Source organism: Citrobacter sp. TBCS-14, assembly GCF_005280805.1.
GTDB classification, from domain to species: Bacteria; Pseudomonadota; Gammaproteobacteria; order Enterobacterales; family Enterobacteriaceae; genus Citrobacter; species Citrobacter gillenii.
Genome location: NZ_SZWM01000164.1, coordinates 984333 through 1001244, shown reverse-complemented (window position 1 = coordinate 1001244; position 16912 = coordinate 984333). Strand labels below are relative to the sequence as shown.

General features: G+C 52.3%; 13 protein-coding genes. 9 read left to right on the top strand and 4 right to left on the bottom strand.

What is annotated here, in order from left to right:
• The first annotated feature begins 40 nt into the window (after positions 1-40).
• Positions 41-1726, top strand: a complete 1686-nt coding sequence (gene fruA, locus FDX22_RS08465) for a PTS fructose transporter subunit IIBC (protein WP_117343459.1) — start codon at positions 41-43, stop codon at positions 1724-1726.
• A gap of 63 nt (positions 1727-1789) precedes the next feature.
• Here the strand turns inward: fruA and nfo are convergent, their stop codons facing one another.
• Positions 1790-2647, bottom strand: coding sequence for a deoxyribonuclease IV (gene nfo / locus FDX22_RS08460; RefSeq protein ID WP_115258023.1), 858 nt, complete (start codon positions 2645-2647; stop codon positions 1790-1792).
• Positions 2648-2796: 149 nt separating this feature from the next.
• A complete protein-coding gene (locus tag FDX22_RS08455; protein ID WP_146717028.1) occupies positions 2797-3846 on the bottom strand; it encodes a YeiH family protein in 1050 nt (349 codons plus the stop codon).
• Between the two features lie 131 nt (positions 3847-3977).
• On the opposite strand from FDX22_RS08455, the gene yieE reads away from it, so the two are divergent.
• Both yieE and lysP read left to right on the top strand, forming a co-directional pair.
• Positions 3978-4847 (top strand): DNA-binding transcriptional regulator YeiE, encoded by an 870-nt coding sequence (gene yieE / locus FDX22_RS08450; protein ID WP_115258025.1) that lies wholly within the window; start codon positions 3978-3980, stop codon positions 4845-4847.
• Positions 4848-5007: 160 nt separating this feature from the next.
• A complete protein-coding gene (gene lysP, locus FDX22_RS08445) occupies positions 5008-6483 on the top strand; it encodes a lysine-specific permease (RefSeq protein WP_096756479.1) in 1476 nt (491 codons plus the stop codon).
• Between the two features lie 67 nt (positions 6484-6550).
• Here lysP and FDX22_RS08440 read toward each other — a convergent pair whose 3' ends face one another.
• Both FDX22_RS08440 and fghA read right to left on the bottom strand, forming a co-directional pair.
• Entirely contained in the window at positions 6551-8536 is a 1986-nt protein-coding gene (locus FDX22_RS08440) for a ligand-gated channel protein (RefSeq protein ID WP_115258026.1), read from the bottom strand.
• Positions 8537-8811: 275 nt separating this feature from the next.
• A complete protein-coding gene (gene fghA, locus FDX22_RS08435) occupies positions 8812-9648 on the bottom strand; it encodes an S-formylglutathione hydrolase (protein WP_096756481.1) in 837 nt (278 codons plus the stop codon).
• 322 nt (positions 9649-9970) lie between these two features.
• On the opposite strand from fghA, the gene folE reads away from it, so the two are divergent.
• The 6 genes from folE (at position 9971) to mglC (ending at position 16890) form a co-directional block, all read left to right on the top strand.
• Positions 9971-10639 (top strand): GTP cyclohydrolase I FolE, encoded by a 669-nt coding sequence (gene folE, locus FDX22_RS08430; protein ID WP_096756482.1) that lies wholly within the window; start codon positions 9971-9973, stop codon positions 10637-10639.
• A gap of 13 nt (positions 10640-10652) precedes the next feature.
• On the top strand, positions 10653-11810 hold the full coding sequence (yeiB, locus tag FDX22_RS08425) for a DUF418 domain-containing protein YeiB (protein ID WP_146717027.1): 1158 nt from the start codon (positions 10653-10655) through the stop codon (positions 11808-11810).
• Positions 11811-11954: 144 nt separating this feature from the next.
• Complete coding sequence (gene galS / locus FDX22_RS08420) at positions 11955-12977, top strand: HTH-type transcriptional regulator GalS (RefSeq protein WP_096756484.1); 1023 nt, start codon at positions 11955-11957, stop codon at positions 12975-12977.
• A gap of 296 nt (positions 12978-13273) precedes the next feature.
• Complete coding sequence (mglB, locus tag FDX22_RS08415; RefSeq protein ID WP_096756485.1) at positions 13274-14272, top strand: galactose/glucose ABC transporter substrate-binding protein MglB; 999 nt, start codon at positions 13274-13276, stop codon at positions 14270-14272.
• Positions 14273-14343: 71 nt separating this feature from the next.
• Positions 14344-15864: a galactose/methyl galactoside ABC transporter ATP-binding protein MglA gene (mglA, locus tag FDX22_RS08410; protein WP_096756486.1), complete on the top strand. Its 1521-nt coding sequence runs from the start codon at positions 14344-14346 to the stop codon at positions 15862-15864.
• A gap of 15 nt (positions 15865-15879) precedes the next feature.
• Positions 15880-16890: a galactose/methyl galactoside ABC transporter permease MglC gene (mglC, locus tag FDX22_RS08405; protein WP_115258030.1), complete on the top strand. Its 1011-nt coding sequence runs from the start codon at positions 15880-15882 to the stop codon at positions 16888-16890.
• The last annotated feature ends 22 nt before the right edge of the window (positions 16891-16912 follow it).

Genomic DNA, 16912 nt, shown 5'->3' with positions numbered 1-16912 from the left:
GTCGACTTAAAACCGTTTAACTGACAGCAGGAGAGGCATAATGAAAACGCTGCTGATTATTGACGCTAATCTCGGCCAGGCTCGCGCTTACATGGCGAAAACCCTGCTTGGAGCGGCGGCACAAAAAGCGCATCTGGATATTATCGATAATCCGAATGATGCAGAGATGGCGATTGTCCTGGGTGACACCCTCCCTAACGACAGTGCGCTGAACGGCAAAAAAGTTTGGCTGGGAGACATCTCCCGTGCGGTGGCGCATCCTGAACTGTTCCTGAGCGAAGCGAAAGGTCATGCGAAACCCTACAGCGCACCGGTTGCGGCAGCGCCTGTAGCTAGCAGTGGCCCCAAACGCGTGGTGGCGGTAACGGCCTGTCCGACCGGCGTGGCGCATACGTTTATGGCGGCTGAAGCCATTGAAACTGAAGCCAAAAAACGCGGCTGGTGGGTGAAGGTTGAAACCCGTGGTTCAGTAGGCGCAGGCAATGCGATTACCCCGGAAGAGGTGGCGCAGGCCGATCTGGTTATTGTGGCGGCGGATATTGAAGTTGATCTGGCGAAATTTGCCGGAAAACCGATGTACCGCACCTCTACCGGACTGGCGCTGAAGAAAACCAAGCAGGAGCTGGATAAAGCCGTAGACGAAGCGACGCCGTACCAGCCTGTAGGGAATGGGCAGTCCGGAGCAACAGAAGGTAAGAAAGAGAGCGCAGGTGCATACCGTCACCTGCTGACCGGCGTGTCTTACATGCTGCCGATGGTGGTTGCCGGTGGTCTGTGTATTGCACTGTCTTTTGCCTTTGGTATTAAAGCATTTGAAGAGCCGGGCACACTGGCTGCGGCGTTGATGCAAATTGGCGGCGGTTCAGCCTTTGCGCTCATGGTGCCGGTTCTGGCGGGTTATATTGCATTTTCCATCGCTGACCGTCCCGGTCTGACGCCGGGTCTTATCGGCGGTATGCTGGCGGTTAGTACCGGTTCTGGCTTTATTGGTGGGATTATCGCCGGTTTCCTTGCCGGTTACGTGGCGAAACTCATCAGCACCAAGCTGAAGCTGCCGCAAAGTATGGAAGCGCTGAAACCAATCTTGATCATTCCGCTGCTCTCGAGCCTGGTGGTTGGGCTGGCAATGATTTACCTGATTGGTAAACCGGTTGCCGGTATTCTGGAAAGCCTGACCCACTGGCTGCAAACCATGGGAACGGCGAACGCAGTGCTGCTTGGGGCGATTCTTGGCGGCATGATGTGTACCGACATGGGCGGTCCGGTCAACAAAGCGGCGTATGCTTTCGGTGTCGGCCTGCTCAGTACGCAGACGTATGCACCGATGGCGGCTATTATGGCGGCGGGGATGGTTCCCCCTCTGGCGCTGGGTCTGGCTACGCTGGTGGCGCGTCGTAAATTCGACAACGCACAGCGTGAAGGGGGCAAAGCGGCTCTGGTGCTGGGCCTGTGCTTCATCACCGAAGGGGCGATCCCGTTCGCCGCCCGTGACCCGATGCGTGTGCTGCCATGCTGCATCGTCGGTGGCGCGTTGACCGGCGCACTGTCGATGGCGGTGGGTGCGAAGCTGATGGCGCCTCACGGCGGCCTGTTTGTGCTGCTGATCCCTGGCGCGATTACGCCGGTAGTGGGATACCTGCTGGCGATTATTGCCGGTACGCTGGTAGCGGGTCTGTCTTATGCCTTCCTGAAACGTCCAGAAGAGGACGCGGTGGCGAAAGCATAATTTCTGCTGCTGACACAAAAGGGCCGATGATTCGGCCCTTTTTTATTCACTCAATCCGCCCGATCAGGCGGCGGCAGAATCGGTTTGCTGCGCTTTCAGCCAGGCTATTTCTTCCGCCCAGATATCCGGATTGATGGTTTCCAGCACCAGCGGAATGCCGTCAAAACGGTCATCCTGCATAATCCAGCGGAAGGCGTCGTGACCGATATTGCCTTCACCTAAGCTGTGATGGCGGTCAACGCGGCTGCCAAACGTGCTTTTGGCATCGTTCAGGTGCATCCCACGTAAATAGTTGAAGCCGACAATACGTTCAAATTCGGCAAAGGTCTTTTCACACTCGGCGGCGCTTCGCAGATCGTATCCGGCGGCGAAGGCGTGGCAGGTATCAATGCAGACGCCCACGCGGGATTTATCTTCTACGCCATCGATAATGGCGGCCAGATGCTCAAACTTAAAACCAAGATTGCTGCCCTGACCGGCGGTGTTTTCAATAACTGCGGTTACGCCCTGGGTCTGCGCGAGGGCAATGTTGATGGACTCGGCAATGCGTGCCAGGCATTCGTCTTCCGGAATCTGCATTAAATGGCTGCCCGGATGAAAGTTAAGCAGGGATAACCCCAGCAGCTCGCAACGCTGCATTTCATCAATAAAGGCATCGCGTGATTTTTCCAGCGCCTCGCTGACCGGGTGGCCGAGGTTAATCAGGTAGCTGTCGTGAGGAAGAATTTGTGCGCTGCTAAAGTGATACTTCTCGCAGGCCGACTTGAAGTCATCAATGACGTCAGTAGTCAACGGCGCGGCGCGCCATTGGCGCTGATTTTTGGTGAACAGGGCGAATGCGGTGGCATCGATTTCTGCGGCGCGAATAGCGGCATTGGCCAGACCGCCAGCGGCGCTTACGTGCGCTCCAATATATTTCATAATTGATTCCCCAAATAGTTCGAGTTGCAGGACAAAACGCATTACGTTTTGAGCAGCGCCTGCAACTCGAAATATGACGGGAAAAACCCGCCATACTCAAATACAAAAGGGGAGAGTATAGCGGGTCAACGGGGGTTAGTCGTGTTTGATTATGCCATCACGCTGTGAATCAAAACGTTGATTGCACCACCACCGACAATCAGCCAGACAAACAGCACCAGCGCCATCAGTAACGGTTTGGCACCGGCCTTTTTCAGCGCGCTGACGTGAGTGGTCAGCCCAAGTGCGGCCATCGCCATTGCCAGCAGCACGGTATCGAGGGTGACCAGCATGTTCACCACAGACTGCGGCAGCAGGTGGAACGAGTTAAATATCGCCACCACAATGAACAGGATGGCAAACCACGGAATGGTGATTTTGCTCTTTTCGCCGCCGTTAGCCGGAGACAGTTGTTTCACACGAGCTGCCAGCAGGATGAGGAACGGAGCCAGCATCATGACGCGCAGCATTTTGGCAATAACGGCTGCGTTTTCTGCATCCGGGTTAATGGCATGTCCGGCAGCGACAACCTGTGCGACTTCATGCATGGTTGACCCAATGTAAATCCCGTAGGTTTCAGGGCTAAACCAGTGCGAAAGCAACGGATACATCGCCGGGTACAGGAAGATAGCAATGGTACCGAAGATGACCACGGTGGCGACAGCGACCGTCACTTTACTGGCTTCTGCTTTCACGACCGGCTCTGTTGCCAGTACCGCCGCGGCACCACAAATGCTGCTCCCGGCGCCAATCAGCCAACTGGTGTGTTTGTCCAGACCAAACACCTTCTGGCCGAGGAAGCAGGCAAGCATAAAGGTGCTGGTCAGCGTCAACGCATCGATCACAATCCCGCTGACGCCAACGTCAGCAATCTGCGAGAAGGTGAGACGAAAGCCGTAAAGGATGATCCCCAGTCGCAATAAATATTGTTTCGCAAACAGTACGCCGCCGTCACAGCTTTTCCAGATGTGCGGATAGACGGTGTTGCCGAGGACCATCCCCAGTAAAATGGCTAAGGTGAGGGCGCTGAACCCGGCCCCCGCAACCGCGGGGATAGAACCACCCCATAACGCGGCTCCGGTGATGACTGCGCTCAGGGCAAGCCCCGGAATAAAATGCCACACTGTACGTCGATGATTCTTTAGGGCGAGTTCGGTCATAACCCCTCCTGTCAATGGAATGATTTCTTGGAGAAAATAGTAAGGTGAAGTGGTATAAAAATAAAATTGATTATATATTTATAATTAATCTGAATAAGTGGTAAACACGGGCCATCTAGAGGAAAACGACCATGCATATCACCCTGCGACAACTTGAAGTGTTTGCCGAGGTACTGAAAAGTGGCTCGACAACCCAGGCCTCTGTCATGCTGTCATTGTCGCAATCCGCAGTGAGCGCAGCGCTGACTGATTTAGAAGGCCAGCTTGGTGTACAGCTGTTCGATCGCGTAGGTAAACGTCTGGTGGTCAATGAGCACGGGCGTTTACTCTATCCCCGCGCGTTGGCGCTGCTTGAGCAAACGGCCGAGATAGAACAGCTTTTCCGGGAAGATAATGGGGCGATTCGCGTCTATGCCAGCAGCACCATCGGCAATTACATTTTACCTGCCATGATTGCCCACTATCGTCATGATTTTCCCGATCTGCCGTTGGAACTGAGCGTGGGGAACAGCCTGGACGTAATTAATGCCGTATTGGATTTCCGGGTCGACATTGGACTGATAGAAGGGCCATGCCACAGTACGGAAATCATCTCAGAACCCTGGCTGGAGGATGAGCTGGTGGTGTTTGCTGCACCGACGTCACCGCTGGTAAAAGGTCCCGTTACGCTGGAACAACTGGCGGCTTCACCGTGGATCCTGCGTGAGCGCGGGTCCGGTACGCGTGAATTGGTGGATTACTTGCTGTTATCTCATTTGCCGCGATTTCAGATGGCCATGGAGTTGGGTAACTCCGAGGCCATTAAGCATGCTGTGCGTCATGGATTAGGGATTAGCTGCCTGTCACGTCGGGTGATTGAGGAGCAGCTACAGGCGGGAACGCTGAGTGAAGTGCCTGTACCGTTACCGCGTTTAGTCCGTACTCTTTGGCGTGTCCATCACCGTCAAAAACATCTCTCCAATGCGCTGCTGCGCTTTTTACGCTACAGCGACCAGCAGTAGGGCGGCGATATTTTTTCAGGCAGCATGCCGACTATTTTCGGCTTTACTTATAATCCACGGCCAGTCATGAAGGTCTCTTATAACAGCGTATTTGTGCCGGAAGAATGCCATTTCGTCTGCTACAATCGCGCCTCATTTTTTGGATGGATAGCATTTTCCCATGGTTTCCGAAACTAAAACCACAGAAGCGCCCACGCTACGTCGTGAACTGAAGGCGCGCCACCTGACGATGATTGCCATTGGCGGTTCCATCGGTACGGGTCTTTTCGTTGCATCTGGTGCAACCATTTCTGCGGCGGGTCCAGGCGGCGCGCTGTTTTCCTATATTCTGATTGGCCTGATGGTGTACTTCCTGATGACCAGTCTCGGTGAACTGGCAGCGTACATGCCGGTTTCTGGTTCGTTCTCCACTTACGGTCAGAACTATGTAGAAGAAGGCTTTGGCTTCGCGCTGGGCTGGAACTACTGGTACAACTGGGCGGTCACCATTGCCGTCGACCTGGTCGCTGCGCAGTTGGTGATGAGCTGGTGGTTCCCGGATACGCCAGGCTGGATCTGGAGTGCGCTGTTCCTGTGCGTCATCTTCCTGCTGAACTACATCTCTGTTCGCGGTTTTGGTGAAGCAGAGTACTGGTTCTCGCTGATCAAAGTCACCACCGTTATTATCTTCATCGCGGTTGGCGTGCTGATGATTTTCGGCATCTTCAAAGGCGCTCAGCCGGTGGGCTGGAGCAACTGGACTACGGGAGATGCACCTTTCGCCGGTGGCTTTGCAGCCATGATTGGTGTGGCGATGATCGTCGGCTTCTCCTTCCAGGGTACTGAGCTTATCGGTATTGCGGCGGGTGAATCTGAAGATCCCGAGAAGAACATTCCGCGCGCGGTGCGTCAGGTGTTCTGGCGAATCCTGCTGTTCTATGTGTTCGCGATCCTGATTATCAGTCTGATTATTCCGTATACCGATCCAAGCCTGCTGCGCAACGATGTGAAAGACATTAGCGTCAGTCCGTTTACGCTGGTCTTCCAGCACGCGGGCCTGCTTTCTGCGGCTGCGGTAATGAACGCTGTGATCCTGACCGCGGTGCTGTCGGCGGGTAACTCCGGTATGTATGCCTCAACGCGCATGCTCTACACCCTGGCATGCGACGGCAAAGCGCCGCGTATTTTCGCCAAATTGTCTCGTGGCGGCGTCCCGCGTAATGCGCTGTATGCGACCACGGTGGTGGCAGGTTTGTGTTTCCTGACCTCTATGTTTGGCAACCAGACCGTGTACCTGTGGCTGCTGAACACCTCCGGTATGACGGGCTTTATCGCCTGGCTGGGGATTGCCATCAGCCACTATCGCTTCCGTCGCGGTTATGTGATGCAGGGGCGTGATATAAACGATCTGCCGTATCGTTCAGGCTTCTTCCCGCTGGGACCGATCTTTGCGTTCGTGCTGTGCCTGATTATCACCCTGGGGCAAAACTACGAAGCGTTCCTGAGAGACACCATTGACTGGGGCGGCGTGATGGCGACCTATATTGGTATTCCGCTGTTCCTGATTATCTGGTTCGGCTATAAACTGACCAGAGGGACGCGTTTCGTGCGTTACAGCGAAATGCAATTCCCGGATCGCGTGAAGAAATCGTCTTAAGCATTTTGGCAGGAAATAACAAAAAACCCCGGCAGGGTAAATGCCGGGGTTTTTTATTGCGTCAAACTTAGAAGTTATAGGTCAGGCCAACCGTGTAACGACGACCATCGAGTATGGTGTCATAGGTCTCGTAATCGATTTGCTTATCCAGCACGTTGTACACGCCAGCGGTGGCCAGCACATCCTTGCTCACGTAGTAACGCACACCAACATCGACCTGAGTATAGGATGGTGTCCCTTGAGCCATCGACGTACGGCTCAGGTACTCAGAGGTTTTCCCGCGCAGGTTCAGACGGCTCCAGAAACCGAGATCCTGCGTGGCCTGCCAGTCCAGCGTGGTGTTAAACATATGCTTCGGCATTTTGTTTAACGGCTGACCGGAGAACTGACCGCTTTTCTGTTCAGATTCGGTGAACGTGTAGTTTGCCGTCCAGTTGAGATCGGAGGTGATTTTCCAGCCGAAGGTGGATTCTACGCCGCGCATATTGGCTTCATCGACGTTAACGCGATCGCTGACAAAATCATAGTGGGTTCCGCCGATGGTACAGGCCGGATCGGCGCTGCTGTTACAGCGGCGAACTTCGGTGATCTTGTCTTTGAAGTCGGTGTTGAACAGCGTCACGCCCGCGTTGAGGTCGTTGCCGTTATCCCACAGCAGGCCGATTTCTTCGCTCAGGCTCTTTTCCGGTTTCAGATCCGGGTTGCCCACAATGATGCCGTTCAGACGACCACCGCCAGTCACCTGTCCCCAGCTTGCTGACGACTGGCGCAGATCCGGCGCGCGGTAACCTGCAGACACGCCGCCTTTCAGGGTCCATTGATCGCTGAGATGCCATACGCCGTAGCCGCGTGGTGTCCAGTTATCACCGTAGTTTTCATCTTTATCCATACGCAGGCCGCCGGTCAGCGTGAAGGTATCGGTTACGGCCCATTCATCTTCAGCAAACAGCGCCCAGCTCCAGCGGGTCAGCTTGTTCAGACCGTCTGCCGCTTCCAGCTGGTTACCATTATCGCGCAGTTTTTCATAACGGTACTGTCCGCCTGCCGTCAGGGTATGTGCCCCGAGGAAAATCTGGTTCTGATTGTTAAAAATAGTGTTATAGGACTTCATCTGACGACCCGGGTTATCGGTCTCTTCCTGCTGAATATAGCTGGTGGTGTTGAAGTCGTCGTAGTAACCGCTGTGGGTTAATGAATAGGTCGTGTGCACATACTTGTTTTCGCTTTTGCTGTTTGGCTTACAGCTTCCGTTGCGACAGCTTTCTTCTGCTGTGGATTTACCTGGCGTACTGTCGCGATCCTGCAGTTCACGGGCGTAATCGAAGTCAATGTCGTTTTTATCATCCGGCGTAAGGTTCAGGGTTAATCCCCCATTACGCATACGCTGTTCGTTATAACCATTGACGATTTCATCTTCGGCACGGTGAGAGAATAACCCGGTGACTTTTGCGCCGAGTAATCCGTCAATCAGCGGCCCGGACGCATAGGCGTTAGTCTGGTAAATATCGCCGGAGTCACGGTCTTCCTGGAAGGTGGCGTCACCATGTAGAGAACCACTCCAGCCTTTGGTATTCGATACCTTTTTGGTGATCACGTTAATCACCCCGCCCATTGCATCGGAGCCGTACAGCGATGACATGGGGCCACGGATCACTTCGATGCGTTCAATGGATTCCAGCGGCGGCAGCCAGCCTTGTTCAATGCCGGAGTTATCGCTGTTCGGTCGCGTGCCGCGTGTGCTGATCCGCTTACCGTTGACCAGGAAGAGCGTGTACTGCGAGGCCATCCCGCGGATGCTGATATCACTGCTGCTACCGCCACCCGTGACGACGACGCCAGGCACGTCTTTGAGCGCATCGGTGACATCGCGGTAGGCTTTATCCTCAATTTGCTGCTTGGTGATCACAGAAATAGAGGCGGGGGCATCCTGAATCTTTTGCTCGAAACCGGTCGCGGTGACCACTACGGTATCCTGGTCAGCGGCATAGACGAGTGATGGGAGGCTGGCGACGCATACTGCGGCAGCAACGGCCTTAACGTGAGGTATAGTCATTTGTATCATTCCATTTAAATGAATCTAACTGCGTGTCATGTGAAAGGCCATGACAATTGTATGTATTTGTCTTTTAAGGACTCTTTTCAGTAAAGAAGCGGAGGGATTGTACAAAAGTATGAATTATTGTAAACACAAATGATAATAGAAATCATTTGTGTTTGATATGATATTCTGGGAAGTGTTTATAAAATCAAAGAGATAGCTGTTAAATAAAAAAGGAGAAAAAGTGAAGGAATGATGGAGAAACAAAGAGGGCTTGCGCCCTCGGGGGGTTACTTCAGCAGATACTGCGCGTGGAAGCGCAGGTGATCTTCAATGAACGACGCAATAAAGTAATAGCTGTGATCAAAGCCTGGCTGGATACGTAACGTCATCGGCCACGCGGTCTGACGGGCTACCTCCGCCAGTACGGCGGGCTGGAGCTGATCGGCAAGGAACTGATCGCTATCACCCTGATCGATAAGCGTTGGAATTGCCTCTTCCGGTTTACTGGCTAACATTAATGCGCAGCTGTCCCATTCGGCCCAGGTCGATTTATCCTCGCCCAGATAGGCGCTAAACGCCTTCACGCCCCACGGCACGCGACAGGGGTTAACAATCGGTGCAAAGGCGGAAACGCTGGTGTATCTGCCGGGATTTTTCAGCGCCATAATCAATGCGCCGTGACCGCCCATCGAATGTCCGCTGATGGCGCAGCGCTCGCTGACGTTAAAATGCGCTTGAATAAGCTGCGGCAGCTCATCCCGCAAATAATCATACATGCGGAAATGCGCGGCCCAGGGGGCCTGGGTAGCATTGAGATAAAAGCCGGCGCCCTGGCCTAAATCGTACCCGTCATCGTTCGCAACATGTTCACCGCGTGGGCTGGTATCCGGCATCACCAGTACGATCCCCAACTCAGCCGCAATGCGCTGCGCACCCGCTTTGGTGGTAAAGTTTTCATCATTACAGGTCAGGCCCGACAGCCAGTACAGTACCGGAGGCGGCGTATTTTCGCGCGGCGGTGGGAGAAAAATGCTGAAGGTCATGGTGCAATTTAAGGTGGCGGAATCATGACGCCAGCGTTGCTGCCAGCCTTCAAAACAGCGGTGCTCTTCGAGCATTTCCATGCACGGCTCCTTGTTGTGTTGAATCTGAATATGTTTGCGAATTCACCATAATACAGATAATTCATGATGCCGTGAGTAACTTTCACTTCCGCAATGGGCAAACATACATCATCATCTATATAACCTCGCGTTAACACTCCGTATCGACCCGATCGAGCGGTGCATGAAAGCCACACGTTGAAAGGCGGTGCCAATTTCAATAATTATCGCGGTGAATACTGGATTATGTGCGCAGCCTCACGCACAATGTTCTGGCTGTGACACAGCCTAAAAACTTTGCCCCACGCAGGGCAGAGGCGCCACACCTGCAGGAGAAGAATAAATGTCATCACTCAGTAAAGAAGCGGCCCTGGTTCATGAAGCGCTGGTTGCGCGTGGTCTCGAAACACCGCTGCGCCCGCCCGTGCAAGAGATGGATAACGAAACGCGCAAACGTCTTATCTCCGGCCATATGACCGAGATTATGCAATTGCTCAATCTTGATTTGAGCGATGACAGCCTGATGGAAACGCCGCATCGCATCGCAAAAATGTATGTCGATGAGATTTTTTCCGGTCTCGATTACGCCAATTTTCCTAAAATCACCGTCATTGAAAACAAAATGAAGGTTGATGAAATGGTCACCGTTCGTGATATCACGCTGACCAGCACCTGCGAACATCACTTTGTCACTATCGATGGCAAAGCGACGGTGGCGTATATCCCGAAAGAATCCGTGATTGGTTTGTCGAAGATTAACCGTATCGTGCAATTCTTTGCCCAGCGTCCGCAGGTACAGGAGCGTTTGACCCAACAAATCCTGACTGCACTGCAAACCCTGCTGGGAACCAATAATGTGGCGGTGTCGATTGATGCGGTGCATTACTGTGTGAAAGCGCGCGGTATTCGCGATGCGACCAGCGCCACTACGACCACCTCACTGGGCGGATTATTTAAATCCAGCCAGAATACGCGTCAGGAATTCCTGCGCGCTGTACGTCACCACAACTGACAAGGGCAGGACCATGGAGCGTAATGTCACGCTGGATTTTATTCGTGGCGTTGCCATCCTCGGGATCCTGCTTCTCAATATCAGCGCCTTTGGTTTGCCAAAGGCGGCATATCTCAACCCGGCCTGGTCTGGCAGCATTACTTTATCGGATGCCTGGACCTGGGCGGTGCTCGATCTCTTCGCGCAGGTGAAATTCCTCACGCTGTTCGCTCTGCTCTTCGGCGCGGGCCTGCAAATGCTGCTGCCACGCGGAAAACGCTGGATCCAGTCGCGACTCACGCTGCTGGTCTTACTGGGGTTTATTCACGGCTTACTATTCTGGGATGGCGATATCCTGCTGGCGTATGGCTTAATCGGTCTGATCGGCTGGCGGCTGATTCGTGATGCCCCATCGGTAAAAAGCCTGTTTAACACCGGTGCTCTGCTGTATCTGGTGGGGATCGGCGTACTGCTGCTGCTGGGTTCGATTTCTGGGGGGGAAACCAGTCGCGCCTGGACACCGGATGCCTCCGCGTTGCTGTATGAAAAGTACTGGAAGATTAATGGCGGCATGGAGGCGGTGAGTAACCGCGTGGATATGCTGTCAAACAGCCTGCTGGCGCTGGGGGCGCAATACGGCTGGCAACTGGCGGGGATGATGCTGTTGGGGGCCGCATTAATGCGCAGTGGCTGGCTGAAAGGGCAGTACAGTTTGTCGCATTATCGACGTACAGGCATGCTGCTGGTGGTGACCGGTATGGCAATCAATTTGCCTGCGATTATGCTGCAGTGGCATCTCGACTGGGCGTACCGCTGGTGTGCTTTCCTGCTACAAGCCCCGCGTGAACTGAGCGCGCCGTTTCAGACCATCGGCTACGCTGCGTTGATGTTTGGTTTCTGGCCGCAACTGAGTCGCGTTAAGATTGTTATCGCTATTGCCTGCGTAGGACGTATGGCGCTGACTAATTATCTGCTGCAGACGCTTATCTGCACCACGGTGTTTTATCAGTTCGGTTTGTTTATGCAATTCGACCGGCTGACGCTGCTGTTTTTCGTTATTCCCGTCTGGGCTGTTAACCTGCTTTTCTCCGTCATTTGGCTGCATTTTTACCGGCAGGGCCCGGTGGAGTGGCTATGGCGTCAATTAACCCTGCGTGCTTCAGGGACATCATTGCCGCGAACATCCAGATAACGATCTGGATCACATTCATTAACAAAATGGATGTAACCGTTTTCATTCCTGTGACATGACTCACGCAGTCCTGTACCTCGTGCTGACAAAATACACAGCCTGGGGTGTCCGTGGGCAACCGCAATCTTAAACAGGGCAGTGAATATGGTAACCATACGTGATGTGGCACGGCAGTCTGGCGTTTCTGTAGCGACGGTTTCCCGCGTACTGAATAACAGTGCGTTGGTGAGTCCTGACACCCGTGAAGCGGTAATGAAGGCTGTGACACAGTTAGGCTATCGACCCAATGCCAATGCGCAAGCGCTGGCGACGCAGGTGAGCGACACCATTGGGGTCGTGGTGATGGATGTATCAGATTCGTTTTTTGGTGCATTGGTGAAAGCCGTGGATCTGGTGGCTCAGCAGCACCAGAAATATGTGCTGATTGGCAACAGTTATCATGAAGCTGAAAAAGAACGTCATGCCATCGAAGTCCTGATCCGCCAACGTTGTAATGCCTTGATTGTCCACTCAAAAGCGCTGAGCGATCGCGAGCTAGGCGAGTTTATGGAACACATCCCGGGCATGGTGCTCATCAATCGCATTGTGCCGGGTTACGCCCATCGCTGTGTCTGCCTGGACAATATCAGCGGAGCTAAAATGGCCACCCGCATGCTGCTCAATAACGGTCATCAACGTATTGGCTACCTGGCGTCAAGCCACCGAATTGAAGATGATGCGATGCGCAAAGAGGGCTGGATGAGCGCGTTGCAGGAACACGGTATTACGCCGGCGGAAAGCTGGGTAGGTACCGGTTCACCGGATATGCCGGGGGGCGAATCAGCCATGGTGGAGTTGTTGGGGCGCAATTTGCAGCTGACGGCGGTTTTTGCCTACAACGACAACATGGCTGCCGGAGCGCTGACGGCGTTAAAAGACAACGGCATCGCCATTCCATTACACCTGTCTATCATTGGTTTCGATGATATCCCGATTGCCCGTTACACTGACCCTCAACTGACCACCGTGCGCTACCCCATTGCGTCAATGGCGAAAATGGCGACAGAGCTTGCGCTACAAGGGGCGGCGGGTACGCTGGATCCGGCGGCAACGCACTGTTTTATGCCGACACTGGTGCGACGTCATTCTGTGGCGTTGCGACAGAATGCGGCACCGATCACTAACTGATAATGTCACCTGATGTAACCGCTTTCAATCTGTGAGTAAATTCACAGTATCTTAACAATGCGATAGCTATGATGACACTGTTTGTTGCGCTGTAACTACTATGTAACGGTGAATAATCACTTTCATCGAGGTGTGGGCGTCTTAAACAACAATTAAAGCCTGTTTTTGGAGCGTTGCCAGACACGGAAGAAATATTTTTAAAAGTGAGCTTCGGCGTTCAGTAACAGTTTAGTAACGTTCTGTCCCGCCGAGCATTTATCTCAAGTACTACCCTGCATAATAAAACCGGAGATACCATGAATAAGAAGGTGTTGACCCTGTCTGCTGTAATGGCAAGCATGTTATTCGGTGCGGCTGCGCACGCTGCTGATACCCGTATTGGTGTGACGATTTATAAGTATGACGATAACTTTATGTCTGTGGTACGTAAAGCAATCGAAAAAGATGCCAAAACGGCGCCAGATGTACAGCTGCTGATGAATGACTCCCAGAACGATCAGTCTAAACAAAACGATCAGATTGATGTGTTGCTGGCAAAAGGCGTGAAAGCTCTGGCGATCAACCTGGTTGACCCGGCAGCAGCGGGCACGGTCATTGAGAAAGCACGCGGTCAGAACGTTCCTATCGTGTTCTTCAACAAAGAGCCTTCTCGTAAAGCGCTGGACAGCTATGACAAAGCCTTCTACGTCGGTACTGACTCCAAAGAATCCGGCATCATTCAGGGCGATTTGATTGCTAAGCACTGGGCGGCAAACCCGAACTGGGACCTGAACAAAGACGGTAAAATTCAGTTTGTTCTGCTGAAAGGCGAGCCGGGACACCCGGATGCTGAAGCACGTACCACCTACGTGATTAAAGAGCTGAACGACAAGGGCATTAAAACTGAGCAGTTGCAGTTAGATACCGCTATGTGGGATACCGCTCAGGCGAAAGATAAAGTTGATGCGTGGATGTCCGGTCCAAATGCTAACAAAATTGAAGTCGTTATCGCGAACAACGACGCTATGGCAATGGGTGCGATAGAAGCGCTGAAAGCACACAACAAAACCAGCGTACCGGTATTTGGCGTGGATGCATTGCCAGAAGCACTGGCACTGGTTAAATCTGGCGCAATGGCCGGTACCGTGCTGAACGATGCTAACAACCAGGCGAAAGCGACTTTCGATCTGGCGAAAAACCTGGCAGCCGGCAAAGGCGCAGCGGATGGCACGACCTGGAAAATCGAGAATAAAATCGTTCGTATTCCTTACGTCGGCGTCGATAAAGATAATCTGGCAGAGTTCACTAACAAATAAATACTCCGTCTGTGGGCGCAATTTGGTTGCGCCCTTAATAACACGCTTTGCAAGGCCAACAAGGTATAATTATGGTCAGCACTAATACTCAGTCGTCAGGCGAATACTTGTTGGAAATGAGCGGCATCAACAAGTCCTTTCCGGGCGTTAAGGCTCTTGATAATGTTAATTTAAAAGTCCGCCCACATTCTATTCATGCCTTGATGGGCGAGAATGGTGCTGGAAAGTCGACATTATTAAAATGTCTTTTTGGGATCTATCAAAAAGATTCCGGCAGTATTTTATTTCAGGGTAAAGAAATCGATTTTCATTCTGCTAAAGAAGCGCTTGAAAACGGTATTTCAATGGTACACCAGGAATTAAACCTGGTTTTACAACGTTCTGTGATGGACAACATGTGGCTGGGGCGTTATCCCACCAAAGGCATGTTTGTCGACCAGGATAAAATGTACCGTGATACCAAAGCGATATTTGATGAGCTGGATATTGATATCGATCCGCGTGCGCGTGTCGGTACGTTATCGGTTTCACAAATGCAGATGATAGAAATTGCCAAAGCATTTTCGTATGACGCCAAAATCGTCATCATGGATGAACCGACCTCATCGTTAACCGAAAAAGAGGTTAATCATCTGTTCACCATCATCCGTAAGCTGAAAGAACGTGGCTGCGGTATCGTATATATTTCTCACAAAATGGAAGAAATCTTCCAGTTGTGCGATGAAATCACCGTCCTGCGTGATGGCCAGTGGATTGCCACCCAGCCGCTTGAAGGGCTGGATATGGATAAGATCATCGCCATGATGGTGGGACGTTCGCTGAACCAACGTTTCCCGGACAAAGAGAACACGCCTGGTGAAGTGATTCTTGAAGTACGCAATCTGACGTCGTTACGTCAACCGTCAATTCGTGATATCTCTTTTGATCTGCATAAAGGGGAAATCCTCGGTATTGCCGGTTTAGTCGGCGCAAAACGCACGGATATCGTTGAAACCCTTTTTGGTATTCGTGAAAAATCATCGGGTACGATTACGCTCCACGGCAAAAAAATTAATAACCACAGCGCCAATGAAGCCATTAACCATGGTTTTGCGCTGGTCACGGAAGAGCGCCGTTCAACCGGTATTTATGCCTATCTGGATATTGGATTTAACTCGTTAATCTCCAATATTCAGAACTATAAAAACAAAGTGGGTCTGTTGGATAATTCCCGCATGAAGAGCGATACCCAATGGGTTATTGACTCAATGAGGGTAAAAACACCGGGCCATCGTACGCAAATTGGTTCCCTGTCCGGTGGTAACCAGCAAAAGGTGGTTATTGGTCGTTGGTTGTTAACGCAGCCAGAGATACTGATGCTGGATGAACCCACGCGAGGAATCGACGTTGGTGCAAAATTTGAAATTTATCAGCTAATTGCAGAACTGGCGAAAAAGGAGAAGGGGATTATTATCATCTCCTCTGAAATGCCGGAACTGCTGGGTATTACCGATCGTATTCTGGTTATGAGCAATGGTCTCGTGGCTGGAATTGTTGACACGAAAACAACAACGCAAAACGAAATCCTCCGTCTTGCGTCTTTGCACCTTTAAGATTAGGGGCTCCTCATGAGTGCGTTAAATAAGAAAAGTTTTCTTACTTACCTGAAAGAAGGCGGAATTTACGTTGTTCTTTTAGTTCTGCTGGCCATTATTATTTTCCAGGACCCCACATTCTTAAGTTTACTGAACTTGAGTAACATTCTGACCCAATCCTCGGTGCGTATTATTATCGCGCTGGGCGTAGCCGGACTGATTGTTACCCAGGGTACTGACCTGTCAGCCGGGCGTCAGGTTGGCCTGGCGGCGGTGGTTGCCGCAACGTTGCTGCAATCTATGGAGAACGCCAACAAGGTGTTCCCGGAAATGGCCACTATGCCGATCATCGTGGTGGTACTGATTGTTTGTGCCATCGGTGCCATTATCGGCCTGGTGAACGGTATCATCATTGCTTACCTGAACGTGACGCCGTTTATTACTACCCTTGGTACGATGATCATCGTGTACGGGATCAACTCACTGTATTACGATTTCGTTGGGGCATCGCCTATTTCTGGCTTTGACAGCGGGTTCTCCACCTTTGCGCAGGGCTTTATTGCGCTGGGCAGTTTCCGACTCTCCTACATCACCTTCTATGCGCTGATTGCGGTGGCCTTTGTTTGGGTACTGTGGAATAAGACCCGCTTCGGTAAAAACATTTTTGCCATTGGCGGTAACCCGGAAGCGGCGAAAGTGTCGGGTGTTAACGTTGCGCTGAACCTGCTGATTATCTATGCGCTGTCCGGGGTGTTCTATGCCTTCGGTGGTTTGCTGGAAGCAGGGCGTATCGGCTCGGCAACCAACAACCTCGGCTTTATGTATGAGCTTGATGCCATTGCGGCCTGTGTCGTGGGCGGCGTGTCGTTCAGTGGCGGGGTCGGTACCGTCTTTGGTGTAGTGACCGGTGTGATAATCTTCACCGTCATCAACTATGGCCTGACCTACATCGGCGTGAACCCTTACTGGCAGTACATCATTAAAGGCGGCATTATTATCTTCGCCGTGGCGCTGGACTCACTGAAATACGCGCGTAAGAAGTAACGATAGACAACAAAAAGCCCGG